This window comes from Actinoplanes sp. CA-131856, assembly GCF_050956135.1.
Classification (GTDB): domain Bacteria; phylum Actinomycetota; class Actinomycetes; order Mycobacteriales; family Micromonosporaceae; genus Actinoplanes.
In genome coordinates this window covers 3,993,774-4,015,855 of the sequence record NZ_CP191849.1, presented here as the reverse complement: position 1 = coordinate 4,015,855, position 22,082 = coordinate 3,993,774, and the positions used below count along the sequence as shown (strand labels likewise).

The 22,082-nt window shown below is 72.6% G+C and carries 18 protein-coding genes; 11 read left to right on the top strand and 7 right to left on the bottom strand.

Going from position 1 to position 22,082, the window contains the following annotated elements:
• Positions 1 to 789: an ABC transporter ATP-binding protein gene (locus ACQP2X_RS18470; protein ID WP_498698572.1), complete on the top strand. Its 789-nt coding sequence runs from the start codon at positions 1 to 3 to the stop codon at positions 787 to 789.
• On the opposite strand, the gene ACQP2X_RS18465 is transcribed toward ACQP2X_RS18470, so the two are convergent.
• Entirely contained in the window at positions 764 to 1,111 is a 348-nt protein-coding gene (locus ACQP2X_RS18465) for a cupin domain-containing protein (protein ID WP_498698571.1), read from the bottom strand. The two genes, ACQP2X_RS18470 and ACQP2X_RS18465, sit on opposite strands and share 26 nt — an antisense overlap.
• A 146-nt stretch (positions 1,112 to 1,257) precedes the next feature.
• Here ACQP2X_RS18465 and ACQP2X_RS18460 point away from each other — a divergent pair, with 146 nt between their 5' ends.
• The gene (locus ACQP2X_RS18460) at positions 1,258 to 2,070 is read left to right on the top strand and encodes an alpha/beta hydrolase (protein ID WP_498698569.1); all 813 of its coding nucleotides are present in this window, start codon (positions 1,258 to 1,260) and stop codon (positions 2,068 to 2,070) included.
• Here the strand turns inward: ACQP2X_RS18460 and ACQP2X_RS18455 are convergent.
• Complete coding sequence (locus ACQP2X_RS18455; protein WP_498698567.1) at positions 2,039 to 4,192, bottom strand: helix-turn-helix domain-containing protein; 2,154 nt, start codon at positions 4,190 to 4,192, stop codon at positions 2,039 to 2,041. The two genes, ACQP2X_RS18460 and ACQP2X_RS18455, sit on opposite strands and share 32 nt — an antisense overlap.
• A 77-nt stretch (positions 4,193 to 4,269) precedes the next feature.
• Here ACQP2X_RS18455 and ACQP2X_RS18450 point away from each other — a divergent pair, with 77 nt between their 5' ends.
• Positions 4,270 to 4,971: an alpha/beta fold hydrolase gene (locus ACQP2X_RS18450; protein WP_498698563.1), complete on the top strand. Its 702-nt coding sequence runs from the start codon at positions 4,270 to 4,272 to the stop codon at positions 4,969 to 4,971.
• On the opposite strand, the gene ACQP2X_RS18445 is transcribed toward ACQP2X_RS18450, so the two are convergent.
• Positions 4,968 to 7,550: a LuxR C-terminal-related transcriptional regulator gene (locus tag ACQP2X_RS18445; RefSeq protein WP_498698562.1), complete on the bottom strand. Its 2,583-nt coding sequence runs from the start codon at positions 7,548 to 7,550 to the stop codon at positions 4,968 to 4,970. The two genes, ACQP2X_RS18450 and ACQP2X_RS18445, sit on opposite strands and share 4 nt — an antisense overlap.
• A gap of 1 nt (position 7,551) precedes the next feature.
• On the bottom strand, positions 7,552 to 10,158 hold the full coding sequence (locus tag ACQP2X_RS18440; protein WP_498698561.1) for a helix-turn-helix transcriptional regulator: 2,607 nt from the start codon (positions 10,156 to 10,158) through the stop codon (positions 7,552 to 7,554).
• Between the two features lie 250 nt (positions 10,159 to 10,408).
• Here ACQP2X_RS18440 and ACQP2X_RS18435 point away from each other — a divergent pair, with 250 nt between their 5' ends.
• The 8 genes from ACQP2X_RS18435 to ACQP2X_RS18400 all read left to right on the top strand — a co-directional run bounded on the left by ACQP2X_RS18435 (position 10,409) and on the right by ACQP2X_RS18400 (position 19,790).
• Positions 10,409 to 12,679 (top strand): carbohydrate-binding protein, encoded by a 2,271-nt coding sequence (locus ACQP2X_RS18435; RefSeq protein WP_498698559.1) that lies wholly within the window; start codon positions 10,409 to 10,411, stop codon positions 12,677 to 12,679.
• A gap of 13 nt (positions 12,680 to 12,692) precedes the next feature.
• Positions 12,693 to 13,343, top strand: coding sequence for a GntR family transcriptional regulator (locus ACQP2X_RS18430; protein ID WP_498698558.1), 651 nt, complete (start codon positions 12,693 to 12,695; stop codon positions 13,341 to 13,343).
• A gap of 100 nt (positions 13,344 to 13,443) precedes the next feature.
• Entirely contained in the window at positions 13,444 to 14,694 is a 1,251-nt protein-coding gene (locus ACQP2X_RS18425) for an ABC transporter substrate-binding protein (protein ID WP_498698555.1), read from the top strand.
• A gap of 40 nt (positions 14,695 to 14,734) precedes the next feature.
• Positions 14,735 to 15,556, top strand: a complete 822-nt coding sequence (locus tag ACQP2X_RS18420) for a carbohydrate ABC transporter permease (RefSeq protein WP_498698553.1) — start codon at positions 14,735 to 14,737, stop codon at positions 15,554 to 15,556.
• Positions 15,553 to 16,374 carry a carbohydrate ABC transporter permease gene (locus ACQP2X_RS18415; protein WP_498698552.1) on the top strand — a complete coding sequence of 274 codons (822 nt, stop codon included), beginning with the start codon at positions 15,553 to 15,555 and terminating at the stop codon, positions 16,372 to 16,374. The genes ACQP2X_RS18420 and ACQP2X_RS18415 overlap by 4 nt, the downstream gene beginning before the upstream one ends.
• Positions 16,371 to 18,176 carry a DUF8034 domain-containing protein gene (locus ACQP2X_RS18410; protein WP_498698550.1) on the top strand — a complete coding sequence of 602 codons (1,806 nt, stop codon included), beginning with the start codon at positions 16,371 to 16,373 and terminating at the stop codon, positions 18,174 to 18,176. The genes ACQP2X_RS18415 and ACQP2X_RS18410 overlap by 4 nt, the downstream gene beginning before the upstream one ends.
• Positions 18,173 to 18,949 (top strand): RraA family protein, encoded by a 777-nt coding sequence (locus tag ACQP2X_RS18405; protein WP_498698547.1) that lies wholly within the window; start codon positions 18,173 to 18,175, stop codon positions 18,947 to 18,949. The genes ACQP2X_RS18410 and ACQP2X_RS18405 overlap by 4 nt, the downstream gene beginning before the upstream one ends.
• On the top strand, positions 18,939 to 19,790 hold the full coding sequence (locus tag ACQP2X_RS18400) for an aldo/keto reductase (protein WP_498698546.1): 852 nt from the start codon (positions 18,939 to 18,941) through the stop codon (positions 19,788 to 19,790). Before ACQP2X_RS18405 ends, ACQP2X_RS18400 begins: the two co-directional genes overlap by 11 nt.
• Here ACQP2X_RS18400 and ACQP2X_RS18395 read toward each other — a convergent pair.
• From ACQP2X_RS18395 to ACQP2X_RS18385, 3 genes are read right to left on the bottom strand one after another with little or no spacing between them, the layout of a single operon-like run.
• Positions 19,787 to 20,437, bottom strand: coding sequence for a response regulator (locus tag ACQP2X_RS18395; RefSeq protein WP_498698544.1), 651 nt, complete (start codon positions 20,435 to 20,437; stop codon positions 19,787 to 19,789). The two genes, ACQP2X_RS18400 and ACQP2X_RS18395, sit on opposite strands and share 4 nt — an antisense overlap.
• Positions 20,434 to 21,549 (bottom strand): sensor histidine kinase, encoded by a 1,116-nt coding sequence (locus tag ACQP2X_RS18390; protein WP_498698542.1) that lies wholly within the window; start codon positions 21,547 to 21,549, stop codon positions 20,434 to 20,436. Before ACQP2X_RS18390 ends, ACQP2X_RS18395 begins: the two co-directional genes overlap by 4 nt.
• Entirely contained in the window at positions 21,546 to 22,064 is a 519-nt protein-coding gene (locus ACQP2X_RS18385; protein ID WP_498659862.1) for a hypothetical protein, read from the bottom strand. Before ACQP2X_RS18385 ends, ACQP2X_RS18390 begins: the two co-directional genes overlap by 4 nt.
• Between the last annotated feature and the right edge of the window lie 18 nt (positions 22,065 to 22,082).

Genomic DNA, 22,082 nt, shown 5'->3' with positions numbered 1-22,082 from the left:
ATGACCGTCATCCTCAACGTCGGCGGCCTGGCCAAGACGTACACCGGCCACGGCCGCGAGGTCGAGGCGATCCGCGACCTGACGTTCCAGATCCACAAGGGAGAGCTGGTCTGCATCGTCGGGCCGTCCGGCGCCGGCAAGACCACGCTGCTGCGCTGCGTCGCCGGCCTGCTCGAATCCTCGGGCGGCCGGATCGAGCTGGACGGGGCCCCGGTCACGCAGCCGCCACCCGGCATGGCGGTGGTCTTCCAGGAGTACGGCCGGAGCCTGTTCCCCTGGCTGACGGTCCGCGGGAACGTCGAGCTTCCGTTGCGTGAGAAGGGCCTGGGCAAGGCCGACCGCCGGGCGAAGGTGGACGCGGCGCTGGACGCGGTGGGCCTGACCGACAGCGCCGACGCCCACCCGTGGCAGCTCTCCGGCGGCATGCAGCAGCGGGTCGCCATCGCCCGGGCCGTCGCCTACGAGCCGAGCGTCCTGCTCATGGACGAGCCGTTCGCCGCCGTGGACGCGCAGACCCGGGCCGACCTGGAGGACCTGGTCCGGCGGCTCTGGCTCCGGCTCGGCGTCACCGTCCTGTTCGTGACGCACGACATCGACGAGTCGGTCTACCTGGGGCAGCGGGTCCTGGTGCTCTCCAACCGCCCGACCGTCGTCCTGGAGGACGTGCGCATCGGCCTGCCCGACGAGCGCGACCAGCTCGGCACCCGCTCGTCGGCCCGCTTCTCCGAGCTGCGCGGGCACGTCTACGAGCTCATCCAGCTCGCTAAGAAGGGCCACCGCCCCGAGTGAGGGCCACGGTCAGCAGGACGACGCTGTCGTCGAGCGCCTCCAGGCTGTGCCGCGAGTTCGGAATGACGACCAGCTCGCCCGCCTCGGCCTCGCCGGCGTCGTCGCCCGCGGCCAGCCGCACCCGGCCGCTGAGGACCTGCAGGGTGGCGTCGCCGGGGCTGTTGTGCTCGTGCAGCAGCTGACCGGCGGCGAGCGCGATGACGGTCTGCCGCAGGGTGGTCGTGTGGTTGCCGAAGACGGTGTGCGCGCCGCGGCCGCTCGACGCGTCCCGGGCGGTGACCGCCTCCTTGGCCGCCAGCTCGGTGAGCGAGATCTTCTCCATGACCCCACTCTCCGGGCCGTCCGGGCCGGAGCGCAGAGGCGAAAGTCCCGTCCTCAGCAGTCATTCGACGGACGGCTCCGGGGCGAAACGAACGGAGGCTCGACCACGAGATGCGGGACGGTCCCGCACCGATGAAGGAGCTTTCCGTGGTGAAGTGGAAGTCGCTGGCGCTCGCCGGCGCCCTGGCCGCGTCCGTCCTCGCCGTCGCCCCGGCGGGCGCGTCGGCCGAGCCGGTGGCGTCGAAGTCGCACACCGTCAAGCCGACCGTGGTGCTGGTGCACGGGGCATGGGCCGACGCCTCCGGATGGAACGGGGTGACCCAGCGCCTCCAGGCCCGGGGCTATCAGGTCGTCTCGCCGGCCAACCCGCTGCGCGGTGTCGCCGAGGACAGCGCCTATCTCAAGAGCTTCCTGTCCACCATCAGCGGCCCGGTCGTGCTGGTCGGGCACTCGTACGGCGGCGCGGTCATCACCAACGCGGCCACCGGCGACAAGAACGTGAAGTCGCTGGTCTACATCTCGGCCTACGCGCCGGCCCAGGGCGAGACGATCGCCCAGGCCGGCGCCCTGGCCGGCGGCGACAACTCGGTGCTGGTGTCGCACCTGGTCAAGCGGCCCTACCCGAATTCGGGCGGCTACGTCGACACCACCGTCGACCCTGCCTGGTTCCCGAAGCTGTTCGCGGCCGACGCGCCGCTGAGCGAGACCCGGCTGATGGCCACCCAGCAGCGTCCGCTCTCGACGGCGGCGTTCGAGGGCACGACCGGTGTGCCGGCCTGGAAGAGCATCCCGGCCTACTACATGGTGGCGCTGGACGACCAGACCATCCCGCCGGTGGCCGAGAAGGCGATGGCGGCCCGCGCCGCCAAGGGCCGCACCGTGATGATCCACAGCTCGCACGCGGCGATGGTGGCCCACCCGGCCGCGGTCACCGACCTGATTCTCCGCGCGAGCCGCTGAGGAGCCGTTCGGTCGCCGAGACCCGGTCGCGGATAGCGCCGGGCGCGCCGAACACGCTGCCGCCCGCGCCCTCCAGGAGCTTGTGCAGAGCCTCCAGGTCGGCGCGGGCCTCCTCGTCGCGGCCGAGCGAGGCGAGAATGAGGGCCCGCCGCGACAGCGTCACCATGTCGCGGGTGGGCGAGTACTCCATCGCGGCCGCCGCCCCGGCCGCCGCGCCGACCTGCTCGAGCGCCTCGTCCCAGCGGCCGGCCGCGATGGCGATGTCGGCCAGGATGTTGCGCACCGTGACCTCCATGAAGAGGGCGATGTGGGCCGGTGGCGCGGTGGGACCGGCCAGTTCGGTGAGGGCGTCGCGCAGGTAGGCCCCGGCCTCCTCGTCGCGCCCGGCGTCCTGGAGCACGGTGCCCACGAGGATGACGGCGTTCGGCCGGCCCACGCGGTCGTCCGCCCGCCGCATCGCCTCGACGGCCGCGTGCGCGTAGGGCAGCGCGTCCCCGGGGTGGCCGGCCTGTTTCAGGGCCCAGGCCACGTAATAGTTGGACCAGCCGATCAGGCCGGGGTCACCGACCCGCTGGGAGACCTGGACGGCCTCGCGGGCGTACTCGGCCCCGCGCGCCGGCTCGGCCCGGCAGATGACGTACACCCAGGCCAGATAGCCCAGATGCACCGCCTGCAGCCGTTCGTCGCCGAGCCGCCGGGCGGCCTGGACCGAGCCGGAGTAGACGTCCTCCCAGTGCGGCCAGAACGACCACGTGTCGGAGAACCAGTGCAGGGCCTCGGCCACGTCGACGATCCGCTTGTCGTCGGTGCCCTTGAGGACGGGCAACCAGTTGCCGGCCTCGGCCCGGAGCCACGGGCCCGCCTCGGCGAGGGGAACGGCCGAGTCGTGACCGGGCTCGAAGGCCCGCCCCGCCTCGACGGTGCTGTCGAGCAGCCACTGGTCGCGCCGGGCGACGATCGCGGCGATGTCGTCCTCCTCGTCGGCGAGCGCGCTCGAGGCGTACTGCCGAAGCAGGTCGTGAAAGCCCAGCCGGCCCGACGCCTCCTGCTGGAGCAGGCACAGGTCGACCAGATCGTCGAGCAGGTCCTCGGTCGCCTCCGGCGACTCGCCCACCAGGACGGCGGCCAGATCGGCCGCGAACGACGGCCCCGGCACGAGCGCGAGCCGCCGGAACAGGCGCCGCGCCGGACCCGACAGCTGCTGGTACGACAACGTGAACGCCGCCTTGACCTGGTCGAGCGCGTCCAGATGGGGTGCTGACAGCCGAGCCGCGAGTTCACCGGTCGTCCACTCCGGCATGCTGGCCAGGCGAGTGGCGGCGATCCGCAGGGCCAGGGGCACGTTGACGCAGAGCGCGGCGATCTCGGGCAGCCCCTCGCGGTCACCGGCGATGGCGGCCAGCAACGCGACGGCGTCGCCGGTGGGCAACGGGCCGAGGTGCAGGCGGCGTACGCCCTCGAGGCCACCGAGCGTGCGCCGGCTCGTCACCACGACGGCCGCCGGGCCCTCCGCGGGAAGGGCGGGGCGCACCTGGGCCTCACCGATCGCGTTGTCGAGAACGACGATCGCGCGCCGTTCCCGGATCAGCGCCTGCCACCGCGACGCGGCCTCGTCGACGTCGCGCGGCGCGGCCTTCGCGACCGGGTCGACGGCGCGGATGAGCGCCGTGAGCACGTCGATCGGAGCGAGCGGGACGTCGTCGAGCCCGCGCAAGTCGACGAAGATCGTGGTTTCGCCCCCCGCCGCGGCCACAGCCAACGCGGTCTTGCCGAAGCCCGGCGCCCCGGTGATGACCACGACCTCGCCGGCGGCGATCCACGAGGCGATCCGGGCCAGCTCGTCCGCGCGGCCGACGAACGCGGCCGGTGGCTTGCGGCCACCGGACCGGCGGGTCCCGGTGCGGCCGGCGCGGGCCGCCGCGAGCAGGGCCGTACGATCCTCGCCGTCCAGGGCCAGCCCTTCGGCGAGCGCCTCCACGGTCCGTACTCTCGGCCCCCGGCTGACTCCCCGCTCCATGTCGCCGATGCCCCGGTCGCTGACCCCGGACGCCGCCGCGAGTTGCTCGATCGTCATCCCGGCCGCGAGCCGCAGACGCCGCAGCAGAGCACCGAACGATTCCACGGGACCAAGCTTGGCACGCCGCGGGTGCGGTCGTTTGACGGACGGCGCGGACTCTCGCGCGAGCAACGATCGAGCGCATGACTACTGTTGTTCTGGTTCACGGCGCTTTCGCCGACGCGTCCAGCTTCGCCAAGCTCATCCCCGAGCTGCTCGACAGCGACATCACAGTGATCGCCCCCGCGGTCCCCAACCGCAGCCTCGTGGGCGACGCCGCCTACATCGCCTCGATCGTGCGCGGCATCGACGGCCCGGTCCTGCTCGTCGGCCACTCCTACGGCGGCGCGGTCATCACGGTGGCCGGCGCCGAGGAGAACGTGAAAGGACTCGTCTACTTGTCGGGCTACGCGCTCGACGAGGGCGAGAGCCTCGGCCAGCTCCAGGGCGGCTTCCCCGACTCCGACCTGGCCCAGGCCCTCGTCTACACCAAGTTCCCGGTCCCCGGCGCCGAGGACGGCACCGACGTCTCGGTCGACATCGCGAAGTTCCCGGCCGTGTTCGCCCACGACGTCGACCCCGCGCTGGCCTGCGTCCTCGCCGTCTCGCAGCGCCCGCTGACCGCCCTCGCGTTCGGCGAGCCGGCGCCGGTCGCCGCCTGGAAGACCACGCCGTCATGGGGCGTCGTCTCCAGCTCGGACCACACCATCAACCCGGACGTGGAACGCTTCGGCTATCAGCGGGCCGGCGCGAAGGTCACCGAGATCGACTCGTCGCACCTGGTGATGCTCTCGCACCCCCAGCAGGTCGCGGACATCATCCGCGAGGCCCTCGCCTCGATCTAGGGCTGGGCCGGCGTCAGCTGAAGATGCAGCTGGCGCCGGCTCCGCACCCCGACCTTCCGGTACACCCGCGACAGGTGGGTGCCGACCGTACGGGCCGAGATGAACAAGCGGTCGGCGATGGCCCGGTTGCTCAGCCCCTGCGCCGCGAGCACCGCCACCTGCCGTTCCTGGGTGGTCAGCTCGGCCTTGCCGGTGGCCTGGGCTCCGACGGCCATCTCCCGGGCGGCGAGCTCGGCGAGGCCGGTCGCGCCGAGTTCGGCGAAAACCCTCCGGCAGTACGAGAGAAGAACCCGGGCCTCCCGGGGACTGCGATGGCGCCGAAGCCAGACGCCGTAGTGCAGACGGGTCACCGCGTGTTCGTACGGCCATTCCGTGGCGGCCGGATCGTCGGCCGCCTGCCGGAACAAGGCCTCGTCGTCCCGCAGCAGGGCGTCACTGAGGTTGACGAGTATTCGCATGCGGTCGCTCGGCTCGGCACCGGCCACCGCGCGCACCTGCCGCACCACGGTCAGCGCGTCTTCGTGCCGGCCGCACCGGACCGCGGCGACCACGAGGTCGGCGACGGACCGGGCCGAGTGGTACGGATGCGACGGGCGGCCGTCCGGGTCGAACATCGACCGGAAATAACGGTAGGCGTTCTCGTGGTCGCCGTCCCCGGCCGCGGCCAGGCCGGCGGCGCGCAGCAGGCGCACATGCACGGCCCGGTTGCCCGGCACGTCCAGCCGCTGCCAGGTCTCACGCGCCAGGCGCCGCGCCGCTTCCCCGTCACCGCGCAGCGCGCACAACTGGGCTCGCAACGAGGCCAGCCCCAGCTCCATGGTCAGCCGTCCGGCGGCGCGATCGGCCCGGGCGTAGTCGTCGGCCTCGCGCCAGGCGCCGGTGTCGATGAGCGAGCCGACCAGCGCCGGCAGCGTCGCGAAGGCGGGCGCGGGCACCTCGGCTTCCGCCTCGACACCCTGGCGCAGCAGCCGTACGGCCACAGCGCTCCGGTCCTCGAACCAGGCGACGGTCCCGAGCGCGGTCAGGTGGTTCCAGGCATCCGGCGTCGACGGCACACCGGCCGCCTCCAGGTTCGGCGACGCGAGGACCTCTCGCCCCGCGTGCGCGGCCGGGTCGATGACTTCCCGGATGTAGGCGACGACGGCGCCGGGCGGCTCACCCGCCGACTCGAGCAGGGGCACGAGCCCCGACCGGTGCTCGTCCTCCGCGGTCAGTTCGGCGACCCCGGTGGCGATCATCGCCAGGTGCAGGGCGGCTTTGCGGCTGCGGGGCGGGCCCGCTCGGTGGGCGGCGGCGATGACGCCGTACGCCTCGTGCTGGCGCCCGGCCCACAACATGGCCGTGGCCACCGGCCGGGCCGCGGCGGCGAGCAGGTCCGGGTCGTCGGTCAGCTGCCACACCCGGTCGTGCATCTCGGCCGCCCAGGCCACATCCCGCAGATCCCGCGCGTCCGCGATGGCCTGCACGAGCCGCCGGGCGGCGTCCGCGGGTCGCGCCGACCGCTCGGCCGCCTTCCACATCGACTCGGTCGCCTCGTAGAACTCGCCACGGCCCCGGAAGACCGCCGCACCTTTCTCGAGAGCCTCCGCCAGCTCCTCGCCGGGCTGCGGCTCGGCGGCGGCCCATTGCAGGGCCCGGCTTTCGGGATACTGATCCAGCACCTCCACCAGCCGCCGGTGCGCCCGCAGCCGCAGGTGGACCGGCGCCGCCCGATAGACCGCCTCCGCGATGAGCGGATGGGTGAAGCGCATCTCCACCCCGGCTTCGCCGAGCCGGCCCTCGTGCGCTGCCGTCACGAGCCCGGCTCGCTCGGCGGGCGCCCAGGCGGAGCTGGGCACCTCGGCGGCCTCGCACAGCAGGGCGGGGCTGGTCGGCAGGACGGCCGCCGCGGCGTGGAGAAGCAGGGTCCGGGTGGGCGGTGGGAGTTCGGCGATCTCCGCGCTGAAGGCCGGCAACAACGTGGGCCGGACCAGGCCGCCCAGCTCGGCCAGCGCGGCCGGGTTGCCTCGCGCCCGCCACAGGATGCCGGCTCGGGCCCGGGCGGTCAGTGCGGGGTCGCGGCCGGCGAGAAGCTCGGCCGCCTCCCGCTCGCCGAGCGGGCCCAGCTCGAGAACGGGAAGCCCGGCCAGCTGAGCGGGCAACGACGCCACAGCGCCCAGCGGGGTGACGGCGCTGGGCGGGGTGACGGCGGCGAGGACGGTCACTTCGGGGATGGCGGCCAGCCGCGCCAGCGTGGTCAGGGCCTCGGCGTCGAAGTGGTGGGCCTCGTCCGCGACGATGACGACCGGCGTGACACGCGCGGCGGCGGTGACCTGATCGGAAGTGGGCGGGAACTCCGTGGGCACCGAGGCGGCCAGGTCCGGCCGCAACGCCAGGAGCAGTTGGCGCATCGGCCACGGCACCGAGCCGTGCAGCGTCACGACGCGACGGCCGGCCGTGGATCGGGCCAGCTCGGCGGCAGCGGCCAGGAGCACGGACTTTCCGCTGCCGCGAGCGCCGATGAGCACCAGGGCGCCCGAGCCGGCCTCGAGGAGGCGGGCGATGCGGGCGCGTTCGGCGGTCCGTACGGTCGTCGTCATGTCAGGCTCCCATCGGCACGGGTGTGTCGCCTACGACCAGGGCGCGGAGCTGGTGGCGGTTGCCCACGCCCAGTTCGCCGTAGATGCGGTAGAGGTGGGAGCCGACCGTGCGCGGTGACAGGTAGAGCCGCTCGGCGATCTGGCGGTTGCTCAGGCCCTCGGCGACCAGGCGGGCGATCAGCTGCTTCTGTGCGGTGAGCTTGCCGAGCGCATCGGCCTGGGGAACGGGCTCGCCGGCCGGGCGCAGGCCGACCGGGAGGCTGCGACGGGCCTGGTCGGCGTGGGCCTGGGCGCCCAGGCGCAGGAAGGTGTCGCGGGCGGCCAGCAGGTGCGGGCGGGCGTCGTGCAGGCGGCGCCGTTCGCGGAGCCACAGGCCCAGGTTGAGCTGGGCCTCGGCGTACTCCAAGGGCCAGAGCAGCGCGCGCCCCGGATCGCCGACCGCATCGAGGAAGTGCTCCTCGGCGGCGCCGGAGCTGTCGAGCAGGGCGGTGGCATGGGCGATGAGCATGGCCATGCGATCGGTCGAGGGGACGCCGCATCGTCGCAGGATGGTCCGGGCGTCGGCGGTGCGCCGGGTCCGGGCCGCGGTGAGCGCCAGCTGCGGGAGCGAGCGCGGGGCGAGGAAGTAGTGCCGGGGCTCGCCGTCCGGGCCGAACATGCGGCGGAACTGGTGGTACGCCTGCTCGTAGTCCCCGCTGTGCAAGGCGGTCAGGCCGGCTGCTCGCAGGGCGATGCCGGCGGACAGCGAGGTGCTCGGCACATGGCCGGGCGCGAAGGCGTGCGGGGTTCCGGTTCGCAGGGCTCGCAGGATGGCGCGGAAGGACGGCACGACCTCACGGATCAGGGGCACGTCGCGGACCGCGGCCGAGCGGTCGACGATGTCGAGCAGCCGGTCGGCGTCCGGCCAGCGGCCGCCGTCGATCATCGCCAGAACGGTGTGCGGGAAGGCGGTCAGGGCCGAGCCGGTCGCGCCGAAGCGGGAGCCGGTGTCCCACAGGGCGCGAAGCTGGGCGGCGCACCAGGCCGAGTCGTCCCGCATGAAGGACAGGGCGCCGGTGAACAAGGTGCGGGTCAGGTTGGCCGGTCCGGTTCCGGAGACTCTCGGCAGCGGGGTCGCGGCGTGGGCCACCGGGTCGGCGATGGCCAGGACCGTGGCGCGGGCGAGGTCGTACTCGGCGCGGGGTACCAGGATCTCGTCGATGGTGTCGGCGCCGTCGTCGCGGACGCAGGCAAGCAGTTGAGGAAGTCGACGGCGATGCTCGGGATCGCCGGAGAGAAGGGCGGCCGCGGCGGCGACCACAACCGTCGCCATGAACGGGTGGCGTCGCACGGCCCGAGCGGCGATGTCGAAGGCGCGCCACGGCTGCGCGAGGTGCAGCAGGGCGAAACCGGCGCCGCCGGCCGCCGGACCCAGCACGCCGGAGTCGGTCGTGCGGGCGAGCGCCTTGGCGTACAACTCGACCGCCCACTCGGGCTCGCCACCGCGGTGCGCGGCGAAGACGGCCCGGGCATAACGCCGGGCGGCGCTGTCGTCGTCGGCGCTGCGCTCGGCGGCGAGTTCCAGGGCGTGCGCGGCGGTGAGATGACCGGAACCGGCGGGCGTTCCGAGGCCGGCGGCGATCCGCTGATCCGAGCCGGCGGCCGCTTCCAGCGCGGCGGCGGTCCGGCTGTTCGGGCGGGCGGCCTCCTCCAGGGCGGCCGCGACGCGCTCGTCGGGGCCGATGGCGGCATAGGCGAGATGCTCGGCCCGGCGGTACGGGTCGGCGGTGGCGAGCGCGAGATTGCGGTGCGCGCGGGCCACGTCGCGGGGGCCCCGCCCGGCGGCGCAGGCGGCCTTGACCAGCGGGTGCCGGAAGCGGACGAAGCCTCCGCGCACGACGATCAGGCCCGCGTCCTCGGCCGGCGCCCAGCCGCGCAGATCGGGTGAACCGCCGGCGGCCAGCGTGACGGCGCCGATGCCTTCGGCGTCGCCGGCGGCCGCGGCGTGCAGCAGCAGCCATTGGGTGGCCTTGGGCAGAGCCCGGACCCGGTCGGCGAACTCGCGGGGCACCGCGGCCCGGCGATCGCTGAACAGCAGCAGCGCCAACGGGTTCCCGGCCGCCCGGCGCAGGATGGCCCGCCGCTTCCCCGGCTGCGGCGGCGTGAGACGGGTGTCGAGCAGCCGCGCCGCCGCGTCCATGGCAAGCGGTTCGACGTGATGCCGAGCCACCCCCGGGGCGAGATCGCCGTCTCGCGCCGAGCAGCCGTCGTCGCGGGCGGCGAGCAGCAGGGCCACCCGTTCGGTCGCGGTCGCGTGCAGGGCGGCGGCGAGCAGGCGGGCCGAGTGGGCGTCGACGTCGTCGGCCACGACCAGGGTGGGACGGTCGCCGGCCAACCGGCCGGAACCGGACAACAGCCGGACGTCCGTCTCGCGGCCCGGCCCCACGGAAACGACGAGGTGACCGCGTCGTTCCGCGTGGGCGGCCGCGGCCCGCAGCAGGGCGGTCTTGCCGATGCCGGCCTCGCCCAGCAGGAGCAGCGAAGCGGGGCCGTGCTCGGCGGCGTCGACGACCGAGCCGAGCGTGGCCAGGTCGCGGGCGCGGCCGATGAGGTGTGCAGTCGTCTCCACGCGAGCAGTCCAGCACCCGGCGCCCGCGCGGAACCAGGAAGGAAATAGGAAGAACGAGCGGCAGATCGGGGCCGGCGCGCGGCGTTTCCGCACGTCACCGGCCGCTCCCCAGCGACGGATCCGGCGGGCATGACGCTCCTCACGCGCGGTCGCCGCCAGGAGGACCACGAGTCGTTCGGAAGATCCATTGACCGGCGGCGTGACGCGCATTACTGTCGCGATCCATAATCGATAGGCGATTGGAATCGTGATGCGGCACCGAGCAACGATCTTCGTCATTCCTCTCCTGATAGCCACGGCCACGGCCGGCAGCGCCGCCCAGGCCACGCCCCGAACGACCACCTTCCACGTGTCCTCGACCGGGGACGACACCGCGAAAGGCACTGCCGCGGCACCGTTCCGGACGATCCAGAAATGTGCGACAGCCGCCAGAGCGGGTGACACCTGCCTCATCGCCGCCGGCACCTACCGCGAGACGGTCACTCCCCCACGCGACGGCGTCACGTTCGCCGCGGCCCGGAACGCGCAGGTCGTCGTGGACGGCACCGACCCCGTCACCGCCTGGCAGCGGGTCACCGGCGACGACCTCGAGACCCTGGGCCGCGACGACAGGTTCCTCGGCGACTCACCATTCGCCCAGGGGGTGCGCGACGGCCGCGTCTACCGGGCCGACGTGCCCGCCGGCCCGGGCACCCAGGTCTTCGTCGACGGCGCCATGGCCCCGCCGGCGCAGTGGCCCTACCAGGGCGACAACCCCATGCGCCCCGTGATGGCGTCGGCGCGCTCCGGGACGTACACCAGCATCGACGACCCCGCCCTGGACCAGCCCGCCGGCTATTGGACCGGCGCCCGCCTGCTGGCCCGCAACTGGTTCGTCAGCGAGACCGGCACGGTCACCTCGTCGCAGCCGGGCCAGGTCACCGCGGCCGGCCTGCCCAGCTGCGTCAGCCTCAGCCCCAACCAGCGGACCAGCTACGCGCTCAGCGGCAAGCTCCGCCTGCTCGGGCACGCCGGCCAGTGGTTCTACGACGAGGGCGCGCACCGGCTCTACCTGTGGACGCGCGACGGTGACGACCCGTCCGGTCACACCGTCGAGCTCAAGCGGCGGGAGCTGGGCATCGACCTCGCCGGCCGGCAGAAGGTGACGGTCACCGGCGTCGGGCTGCGCGCCTCCACCCTCCGTACGACGCCGGCCTCGAAGAACAACGTCGTCGAGCGCATGATCGCCCGTTTCGTGTCCGCCTACGACGATCTGGCGCCGGACCCGAACATGGTGCGCAACCCCGACGCGTGTGGCTTGCTCAGCGCGGGCGAGACGACGTCGGGGCTGCAGATCGGCGGCACGGGCAACGTCGTGCGCGACAGCGTCGTCGACTGGAGCGCCGGCAACGGTGTCGTGCTCACCGGCAGCGGCAACACGGTCACCAACACCACCATCACCAACGCCGACTACATGGGCAGCTACGCGGCCGGCGTCAACGTGATCGGCGACCGCCACCGGGTCGTCGGCAACACGATCCGGACCAGCGGCCGGAGCGGCATCAACATCGACGACAAGGTCGCCGGCGCCGCGGCCCGCGGCAACGAGATCGCGTACAACGACGTCAGTGGCTACAACAACCTGGTCAACGACGGCGGCGCCATCTACGTGTGCTGCAACATCGACCTGGCCGGCACCGAGTTCCACCACAACCTCCTGCACGACCCGGCCCCGCTGGCCGCGCAGGCGCCGGCGCCCGGCATCTACCTGGACAACAACGCGTTCAACGCCACCGCCCACAACAACGTGGCCTGGAACGGCACCAGTTACGGCGTGGTGCTGCTCAACGGCGACAAACCCGCGCCCGGCAACCGGATCTGGAACAACACCTCCGGAACCGATCGCAAGGCGGTCAGCCTCAACGGTCCCGCATATCCGGATACTGAGATCGCCGGCAACATCGGCGACGTGGACGAGAAGCCGGGCGCGGTGCTGCGGGACAACATTCCGTACGCGGTGGATCCGCTCTTCACCGAGCCGCGCACCCAGGACTACACGCTGCGCGCCGAGTCGCCGGCCCGCGGCGCGGGCGCCTACAAGTACGGCGCGGCCAAGTGGCGCGGCGGCGCGTCCGTGAGCACGACCGTGGTGCAGGCCGAGCGCTACGCGGCCGACAGCGGGGTCGGGCGGCACGCGGCCGGGACCGGTCAGGTGATGGGCGGTTTCGACGGCGGTGACTGGGCCCGGTACGACCGCGTGGACTTCGGCGCCGGGCGCACGCTGTTCACCGGCAGCATCGGGTCGGACCGTCAGTACGCGGGGCGCACGTTCGAGATCCGGCTGGACGCCCAGGACGGGCCGGCGATCGGGCGGGTGACAGTGCGGCCCAGCGACGGCTTCGACGACTACATCGACCAGTCCGTGCCCATCACGCCGACCTCGGGCGTGCACACTGTCTATCTGGTCGCGCTGGGAGGGTCGCCGGGCGTGGCGAACGTGGACTATTTCGCGTTCACCGATCCCGCTATCGTTAAGCGATAGCCAAAGGAGCGCCATGCCATCACCCTTCGAGAACACCAGCACTCTCTCCCGCACACTGCTCTCCGACCAGGCGTACGACCTCGTGCGCAAGTCGATCCTGGAGGGCACGCTGCCGCCGGGGGCCCGCATCGTCGAGTCCGAGCTCGCCCGCCAGCTCGGCGTCAGTCAGGCGCCGGTGCGCGAGGCGGTCAAGCGGCTGGTGCACGAGGGCCTGGTGATCTCGCTGCCGCGCCGTGGCAGTTACGTGCGGGAGATCTCGGAGGGTGAGGCCGGCGAGGCCCGGGAGGTGCGGGGGCTGCTCGAGGAGGCGGCCGCCCGCCAGGCCGTGCTGCATTTCGACGCGGCCGCCCGGTCCCACCTCGAGGACCTGGTCGACGGCATGCGGGAGGCGGCCGTCAGTGGCGATCTGGCCGCCTTCCGCGGTTTCGACATGGGTTTTCACCGCTCGGTGGTCGAGCTGAGCGGCAACAGCTATCTCCCGCGGCTCTGGGCCGTGATGGAGCCGAGCCTGCTGGGCCTGCGCATAGTGGGCGACCCCGGCTTCCCCGGCGACTGGACCGAGATGGCCGAGTCGCACCAGCGGCTGGTCGAGGTGCTGGCCGACGGCAACCGCGCCCGCGCGGCCGCGGCCTTCCTCAACCACGCCACCGGTGTCGAAGCCTAGTCACTCACTTGTAACAAGCTATTGACATGGTCACGCAGCCCCATGATGATCGCTTGCACCGCTAATCGATTAGCGATTAAACCCACGAAGGGTTGCCATGATGAAAGCAAAACTGCTGGTGGCCGCCACCACCGCGCTCCTGCTGACCGCGTGTTCGTCCGGCGGCTTCCAGGACTCGGGCGAGGCCGGCGACAAGACCACCGCGAACCTCCGCCTGCTGGTCAACATCACCCCCGTACTGACCAAGCAGTTCTACGAGGACCTGGTCAAGCCGTACACCGACGCCCACCCCGGCGTCACGGTGTCGATCGAGGCGCCGACCGCGACCGACGTCAGCGCCACCCTGCAACAGCAGCTGGCCGCCGGATCGCCGCCCGACCTGGTCTCCGGCAGCCTCGGGCGTGACACCGTCCCCCAGCTCACCGCCCTGCCCGAGGAGCAGTGGGTCAAGGACGCGCCGTACGCCGAGCAGTCGCGCGTCGGCGGCGCGATGTGGCAGGCCGGCAGCGGGAACCAGGTCCAGTCGCTCGTCTTCTACAACAAGGCGGCCTTCGCCAAGGCCGGCATCACCGCCGTCCCGAAGTCGCTCGACGACCTCACGGCCGCGTTCGTCAAGCTCAAGGGCGCCGGGTACGTCCCCACGCAGACCTCCGGCGAATGGGTCACCGGCGCCCAGGCCCAGATGCTCGGCAACGTCAACGTCCTGAACACCGCGCCCGACTGGTTCGCCCAGCGCAACGAGAACAAGACGACCTTCGCCGGTAGCCCGTGGCGCCAGGTGCTCGAGACCTATCAGGGCTGGGTGAAGCAGGGCCTCACCCCCAAGGACGCGATGGGCCTGAAGTACCAGGACGCCATCGACCAGTTCCTGGCCGGCAAGTCGGCCACCTTCGTCATGGGCGGCTGGTTCGTGCCGACCGCCGACGAGGCCAAGAAGGCGTTCGAGGTCGGCGTCTTCGGAGTGCCCACGCTCGACGGCTCGCCGGCCCCGGTCGCCGGCAACCCGTCGATCCCGTGGTCGGTCACCAAGTCGTCGAAGAACCAGGCGGCCGCGCTCGACCTGCTCAAGTTCCTGGTCACCGACAAGGACGCGGTCACCAAGGAGCTGAAGGCCGAGGGCAACTTCCGCAAGGGCTTCGACTACGAGGCCTCGGCGCTCAACAAGGAGGTGGCGGCGATCGTCTCCGGCGCTCCCTCCACCGTGGTCGCCTCCAACGGGCAGGGCGACAACTCCGCCCCCACCGGGTACAACGACGAGTTCAACAAGCTGGTGCAGGGGCTCTACCTCGACCAGAAGCCGGACGCCGTGCTGAAGTCCATCGACTCCTGGTACACCTCGAATGCCAAGTAACCACCGATCGCACGCGATCCTGTTGGCCCCGGCGATCGTGATGATCACGCTCTTCATGCTCGTGCCCATCGCGCTCGCCGGGTACCTCAGCTTCACCGACTGGGACGGCCTCACCCCGAACCCGCAAGGGGTCGGCTGGGACAACTACGCCCGGCTGCTGCACGACTCCGACGTCGGGCACGCCGCGGTGGTCACACTGATCGTCACCGTCGTCGGCACGGTCGCCTGCAACGCGGCCGGCCTCGGGCTGGCGCTCCTGCTCAACGGGAACGGCCGCCTCAACGCGATCCTGCGGGCGGTCGTCTTCTACCCGTACGTCATCGGCCCCATCATCATCGGCTTCCTGTGGTCGGCGATCCTGGGCGCGAACGGGGCCATCGCCCACCTGCTCGGCAACGCCGGGCACAGCCCGCTGCCGTTCCTGTCCGACCCCACGTGGGCGGTCGGCAGCATCGTCGCGGTCGTGGTGTGGTCGCAGTTCGGCGTCAACGTCGTGCTCTATCTGGCCGGCCTGCAGACCGTGCCGGCCAGCCTGCACGAGGCCGCCCGCGTCGACGGCGCCGGACGGTGGCAGACCTTCAGGTCGGTGACCTGGCCCATGCTGGCCCCCTCGGTCACCGTCAACCTGGTGCTGGTGCTCGTCGGGCTGCTGCGCGTCTACGAGATCGTGCTCGCGCTGACCGGCGGCGGACCGGCGGGCCGCACCAACACCTTCGCCTTTCTCATCCTGAGCGAGTCCTTCCGCTCCAACCATCTGGGGTACGGCGCGGCGCAGGCCATCACCCTGATGGTCGTCATCGCCGGGCTCGCGCTGGGGCTGACCGCGCTGCGCCGGCGCGCCGAGGAGGCGGTGAGCTCATGAGGCTTCTCAGGACCGTGGCGCTGGCCCTGGCCGCGCTCGTCATGCTGATCCCGGGCTATCTGCTCGTGGTCAACGCGTTCAAGGGGCAGGACGACATCCTGCGGAGCCCGTTCGGGATTCCGTTCGGGCGGCTCACACTCGAGCACCTGAGCGCGGCACTGTCCAATCCCGACTTCTCACTGGTCCGGGCGTACGTCGTGACCGCTCTCTTCGCGCTCGCGGTGAACGTGCTCTCGCTGGCCGTGAGCGCCCCGGCGGCGTACGTCATCGCCCGCGGCACCCGGATCCGGCACCGCGCCCTGCTGGGGCTGTTCCTGCTCGGCCTGTTCATTCCGAGCCAGGTGCTGGTGATCCCGGTCATCTACGTGCTGAAGTACCTGGGGCTGATGGGCACCGTCGGCGGCTTCCTGCTCTACGAGACGACGCTGACGCTGCCGGTCTCGATGTTCCTCTACGTGGCGTACATCAAGACCCTTCCGCGCGAGCTGGACGAGGCCGCGAAGATGGACGGGGCCGGGCCGATCGTGACGTTCTGGCGGGTGATCCTGCCGCTGATGCGACCGGCCGTGGCGACGGCGGTGGTGCTGCACACGATCGGCGTCTGGACCGACTTCGTGAACCCGCAGATCATCCTCGGGCCGGGCTCGTCGCTGCACACTGTGACGACGAGCGTGTACGCGGCGATCGGCCGCTACTCCACCGACTTCACCGTGGTCTATCCGAACCTGCTGATGGCGGTGGCGCCCGTGCTCGTCTTCTTCGTGTTCCTCCAGCGCAACATCGTGTCCGGGCTGACGGCGGGGGCGACAAAGGGATGAGCGACTTCCACCCTCCACTGTGGGCGACACTTCAGCGTGAGCTGTTCGACCTGCTGGACACCGCCTGGCGGCGGTTCGAGGAGCTCTACTGCGCTCCCGACGGCTCGCTGCGGTACGACGGGCGGACCGTGGGCCGCGACGGCGTGGACGACTTCTACGAGCCGTTCTTCAACTGGCCCGCGCTCTACACGCTGGGCGGCGCCGGCGATCTGCTCGACGCGTGCAAGCGGCACTGGACCGGGGTCACCAAGCAGCTGGCCGCCCGCGGCATGGTCACCGGCGAGTACGAGAACGGCTACGACTGGTTCCACCAGGGCGAGTCGCTGCTGTTCTTCTACAACCTCTGCGCGGCCGACCCCGGCTACTTCCGGGAGCGGGCGCTGCGCTTCGCCGACCTGTTCCTGCCCGGCTCCCCCACCGGCAACTACGACGGCGCCCGGCACATGATGCGGGCGCCGCACATCGGCGCCCTCGGCCCCCGGCCCGGTCTGGGCGAGGACCGGCCGTACGCCGCCTCGAACGAGGGCATGCGCAAATACGGCCTTCCGGTACGGGACCTCGACGGCATCCGGTCATGGGACGACCTCGCCGATCCGGGCAACGCGCAACGGATGGCGGACGCGATGAACCAGCGCCTGGGCGCCGGCGACGTGCCGCTCAACCTGGCCGCGACGTCGCTCGCGGCCAACGCCTGGCTGTACGACCACGACCGGAAGTACGCGGATTTCATCGGCGACTACACCGGCGCCTGGGCGGCGCGGGCCCGCGGCAACTTCGGCGTCGTCCCGGACAACGTCGGGCCGTCGGGCGCCGTGGGCGAGCTGCACGGCGGGCGGTGGTACGGCGGGCACTACGGCTGGAGCTGGCCACACGGGCTCTACAGCGTGGTCGCGCCGGCGCTGGTCGCCGCGCTCAACCACACGCTGGTCACCGGATCGGCCGAGCGCCTGGCCATGCCCCGCGACACCATCGCGGTGGCGCTCGTGCAGGCCCGGCGCGGGCCGCTCGACCCGGGCGACTGCGCCTTCTACGACCACTGGCACGACCGGCTCGGCGCCGACGTCGACCGCGATCTGCTGCTGGTGCCGTACCGGCGCGACGACGGCGGATGGTTCGACTTCCAGCCACTGCCTCCGGCGTACCCCATGTGGCTCTGGTGGGCCGGGCGGAGCCCGGGCGACTGGGACCGGCTCGACGAGCTGTCCGCCGCCTCGGGCTACGACTGGCGGGCCGTGCGCGGCTTCCGGGAGAAGGAGGAGGCCGGGCACGAGCCGCCCTGGTACTGCTATCTGGCCGGGGACAACCCCTCCTATCCCGCGCAGGCGCTGGCGATGGCGATCGAGCAGGTGCGGGACCGGCTGGCCGCGATGGAGCGGCACCCGGGGCCGCCGGACGACGACGACATCCACTGGTGGCAGAACCTCAACCCGGTGGTGACCGAGGTGCTCACCCAGCTGATCGCCGGGGCTCCGCAACAGCTCTACAACGGCGGGCTGCCGCTCGCCCTGCTGCGCTGGTCGTCCGACGGCCGTCCGGGTCTTCCGCCGGGCGTCGCCGCCCTCGTCACGGCCATCACCGGCGACGGGGTGACCGTCGAGGTGGTCAACCTCGGCGACGTCCACCGCACACTGACCATCACCGGCGGCGGTTACGGCGAGCACCCCGTCGTCGCGGTGTCCGGGCCGGCCACCGTGCACGAGAACAAGGCCGTCCTCCGGCTTCCCCCACTGAGTGAGACGCGCCTGCGGCTCACCCTCGACCGTTTCGGCGCCACCGCCCACCACGACAGGAGCACGACATGACGAACCCCGAGCTCAGCGGCGTGTGGCCGCTGCCGGTGCGCGGGCCGGGCTTCACCCGCGCCGGTCAGGACCTGGTCGAGGCGATGGCGCCGGTCAGCTCGGCCACCGCCTGCGCCCAGCTGCACCAGATGGGCATCAGCCGCAGCTTCGTCGCCGGGCCCCGGCCGCTGCACGCCGGGCAGCGGGTGGTCGGCCCGGGCGTGACCCTGCAGTTCATGCCGCAGCGCGAGGACGTCGCCAGCGGCGTCGACCAGGAGTACGTGGAGCGCACCACCGCGCTGTGGGCGGTGCTGGAGACCATCCAGCCCGGTGACGTGCTGGTCATCCAGGCCTACGGCAGCCAGTACACCGGCTGCCTGGGCGACATGCTGGTCCGCTACTTCAAGAAGCGCGGCGGCGCGGGCATCGTGGTCGACGGCCGCATCCGCGACGCGCCCCGGGTGCGGGAGCTCGGCGTGCCGATCTGGTGCACGGGAACGACGCCGCACTACGCGTCGCAGTCGGAGCTGTTCCCCTGGGCGTACGACGTGCCGGTGGCCGTCGGCGGGGTGCTCTGCCTGCCCGGCGACCTGGTGGTGGCCGACGACGACGGCGCGGTGGTGGTGCCGCGGCGGCGCGCGCCCGAGGTGGTGCGGCGGGCGGCCGACCACGAGGACTGGGAGGTGTTCAGCCGCATGCGGATCGACGAGGGCGCGGTGCTGGCCGACTACTACCCGCTCACGTCGAACAGCCGGGCCGAGTACGAGGCGTGGCTGGCCGCACATGGGCGCTGAGCTCGCGCTCGGGGTGGCGGCGCTCGGCGACATCGCGGACGAGGACGAGGCGGTGGAGACGGTGCTGGCCGCCCATCGGGCCGGTGTCACGCGGGTCGACGCGTCGCCCTGGTACGGGCGGGGCGCGGCGGAACGGCGGCTGGGCCGGGCCGTGGCCTTGCTCCCGCCGGGATCGCTGACCCTCTCGACCAAGGTGGGATACGTGATCGAGGCGGCGGGACGGGAGCAGGACTTCAGCGCCGCCGCGATCGAGCGTTCCCTCGCGGCCAGCATGGACCGGCTGGGGGTGGACGCGCTCGACACGGTGCTCATCCACGACCCGGAGGACCGGATGGCCTCGGCGCTGGAGGAGGCCTATCCGCTGCTGCACCGGCTGCGGGCGGAAGGGGTGGTGCGGGCCGTCGGGGCCGGGATGAACCAGACGGCCGGCCTGATCCGGTTCGTCCGGGAGACCGACATCGACGTGGTGCTCGTCGCCGGGCGGTGGACCCTGCTCGACCGGAGCGCCGGCGAGGAGCTCCTGCCGGAGTGCCGTGCGCGTGGCGTGCGGGTGATGGCGGGCGGGGTGTTCAACAGCGGCGTGCTGGTGTCGCCGGGGCCGGGCGCGCGCTACGACTACGCACCGGCGTCGCCGGCGGTGCTCGACCGCGCGCGATCGCTCGGCGAGACGTGCCGGGCGTACGGGGTGCCGCTCGCGGCGGCGGCTCTCCAGTTCCCGGCGCGGGACCCGGCAGTCGCGGCCGTGCTGATGGGACCGGCCGACCGGCAGCAGCTCGCGCAGAACCTGGAGTGGTGGCGCCATCCGGTGCCGGCCGCGCTCTGGGACGAGCTGGCGGTCTAGCGGGCGCGGCCGGTGCGGAAGGCGTAGGCCACCAGGGCGGCGCGGTCGCGGCAGGCCGTCTTGGCCAGCAAGTGGTTGACGTGGGTCTTCACGGTGGCGTCGGAGACGTGCAGGCGGGCCGCGATCTCGCTGTTGCTGTGGCCCTGCGCGATCTCGCGCAGCACGTCCTCCTCGCGCGCCGTGAGGCCGCTGTCCCCGGGGGCCGGCGCCACCCCGTACGGCGCTCCGGCGGCCAGCGCCTCCAGGAGGCGGCGCTGGACGCTCGGGTCGAGCTGGGCCTCGCCCGCGGCGACGGTCAGGATGGCCTGCTGGATCTCCTCGGCGCCGGCGTCCTTCGTCAGGTAGCCGCGCGCACCGGCCTGCAAGGCGCGGAAGACGGTGGTGTCGTCGGCGTACGTCGTCAGAACGACCACCCGCGTGCGTGACCCGGCCGCGGCGAGGCGGGTGGTGGCCTCGACGCCGTCGACGCCCGGCATGTTGAGGTCCATCAGCACCACGTCGGGGTCGAGCTGCTCGGTCTGGCGCAGCGCGTCGGCGCCGTCCAGCGCCGTGCCCACCACGGTGATGCCGTCGAGCAGGCCGAGCATCATGGCCAGGCCGTCGCGCACGACCTTCTGGTCGTCGGCGATCAGGACGGTGACTGTCACTTCTCCCCCAGCGGCATCGTCAGGCCGACCCGCCATCCCGTGCCGGTCGGCCCGGCGGACAGGTGTCCCCCGGCCAGCGCGGCCCGCTCGGCCAGCCCGGTCAGGCCGAAACCGCCCGACGGCAGCTCGGCCCCGGGCCCGCCCGTGTCGGTCACTTCGAGCTCGACCGCGCCGGCGCCCCACGCCAGCGAGACGGCGACCGCGGCGTCCGGGCCGGCGTGCTTCGCCGCGTTGGTGAGCGCCTCCTGGACCGTACGGTAAAGGGCCAGACCGTCCTCGGGCGGGAGCGGCCGCGGCGTCCCGGTGACCGACAGGGTGGCGTGCGGATGCCGGGCGACCAGGTCGGGGATGAGCGACGGGCCGGGCAGACGGTCACCGCGCAGGGTTTCGACGACCTGGCGGGCCGAGCTGAGTCCGTCGCGAGCCATGCCGTGCGCGCCGGCGAGCTGGTCGACCAGGCGCGGGTCCGCGTTCGTCCTGGTGGCCAGCAGGCGGGCGCCTTCCAGCTGGACGGCCAGCCCGGCCAGCGTGTGGGCGAGCACGTCGTGCAGTTCCCGCGCGATGCGGCCGCGCTCGGCCAGGCGGGCCGCCTCCTCGCGGGCGGCACGGGTCGCCGACTCCTGGGCCAGCCGCTCCTCGGCCTGCTCCCGGGCCGTCCGGTTGGCCTGGGCGAAGGCCGACGCCAGGAAGAGGAAGAAGCCGCCGATGGCCAGGTTCAGAAAGGCGCTGACGCCCTGCGACGAGTTGAACGCCTCGGCCAGCGCCGTGCCGACCACCACGAGACCGCCGAAGAGGAACGCGGGTGTGCGCGAGAGCCGCAGGCCGATGCCGGCGACCGCCATGAAGCTGAGGATGTAGCCGGGACCGGACGGCAGCAGAAGGTCCATCAGCGCGCCGCACAGGCCGGCGCCGGTGAAACAAACGGCCAGAATCAAGGGATTCGTGAGCTTGGAGTACGTCCCGGTCAGCCACAACGCGATTCCGGCCACGACCACGACGGGGAACGCGGCCCGGGCCGCTCCCGACGCGGGGAGACCGGCCAGGACCGCGTTCACCGCGATCACCACCGCGCTGGTGTAGACCAGCACCCGGAAGGTGCGTCGTGCGTTCACCGCGCCATTGTCCCGGACAGCTCGGGCTGCCGGACGCGGGCGGCGGAGATCATCATGACGACGAGGCGGGAGAGCACCATCGCGAGCGACAGGACGACGAAGGCGGCGGTCCAGGCGTCGGCGCCGGTGATGAGGTGGGTGCGGGAGAAGTCGACGAGGCCCTGGGTGAACCAGTGGTCGGCGCCGTAGATGAAGAGCATGCGCCCGGCGGTCACGGCGATCCAGATCGCCGCGAAGCCGAAGCCGGCAGTGGTCAGGATCCGGCCGGTCGAGGCGTCCCGGTGCACCCGCACGAAGAGCCCGGACACGATGCCCAGCACCACACCGGCGGCCAGGCCGACCAGCACCAGCGGCACGTCGTTGCCCTCGGTCGGGAACGAGTGGAGGTAGAAGGCGGCGACCGCCAGGACGATGACGACCGGCCGGACGAGGCGCTTGCCGGTGAACTCGTGGGTGCCGAGCGCGGTGGTGAGCATGAGAGCGAGGATGCCGAGGCTGATCAGGTAGTTCGTCATGCCCTAGACGATCCCGGC

Bases quoted from the DNA above. Each gene is read 5' to 3' on its own strand.
- ACQP2X_RS18470 (WP_498698572.1), top strand. From the start codon at position 1: ATGACCGTCATCCTCAACGTCGGCGGCCTGGCCAAGACGTACACCGGC.
- ACQP2X_RS18465 (WP_498698571.1), bottom strand. From the start codon at position 1,111: ATGGAGAAGATCTCGCTCACCGAGCTGGCGGCCAAGGAGGCGGTCACC.
- ACQP2X_RS18450 (WP_498698563.1), top strand. From the start codon at position 4,270: ATGACTACTGTTGTTCTGGTTCACGGCGCTTTCGCCGACGCGTCCAGC.
- ACQP2X_RS18445 (WP_498698562.1), bottom strand. From the start codon at position 7,550: ATGACGACGACCGTACGGACCGCCGAACGCGCCCGCATCGCCCGCCTC.
- ACQP2X_RS18435 (WP_498698559.1), top strand. From the start codon at position 10,409: ATGCGGCACCGAGCAACGATCTTCGTCATTCCTCTCCTGATAGCCACG.
- ACQP2X_RS18430 (WP_498698558.1), top strand. From the start codon at position 12,693: ATGCCATCACCCTTCGAGAACACCAGCACTCTCTCCCGCACACTGCTC.
- ACQP2X_RS18425 (WP_498698555.1), top strand. From the start codon at position 13,444: ATGAAAGCAAAACTGCTGGTGGCCGCCACCACCGCGCTCCTGCTGACC.
- ACQP2X_RS18420 (WP_498698553.1), top strand. From the start codon at position 14,735: ATGATCACGCTCTTCATGCTCGTGCCCATCGCGCTCGCCGGGTACCTC.
- ACQP2X_RS18415 (WP_498698552.1), top strand. From the start codon at position 15,553: ATGAGGCTTCTCAGGACCGTGGCGCTGGCCCTGGCCGCGCTCGTCATG.
- ACQP2X_RS18410 (WP_498698550.1), top strand. From the start codon at position 16,371: ATGAGCGACTTCCACCCTCCACTGTGGGCGACACTTCAGCGTGAGCTG.
- ACQP2X_RS18405 (WP_498698547.1), top strand. From the start codon at position 18,173: ATGACGAACCCCGAGCTCAGCGGCGTGTGGCCGCTGCCGGTGCGCGGG.
- ACQP2X_RS18400 (WP_498698546.1), top strand. From the start codon at position 18,939: ATGGGCGCTGAGCTCGCGCTCGGGGTGGCGGCGCTCGGCGACATCGCG.
- ACQP2X_RS18385 (WP_498659862.1), bottom strand. From the start codon at position 22,064: ATGACGAACTACCTGATCAGCCTCGGCATCCTCGCTCTCATGCTCACC.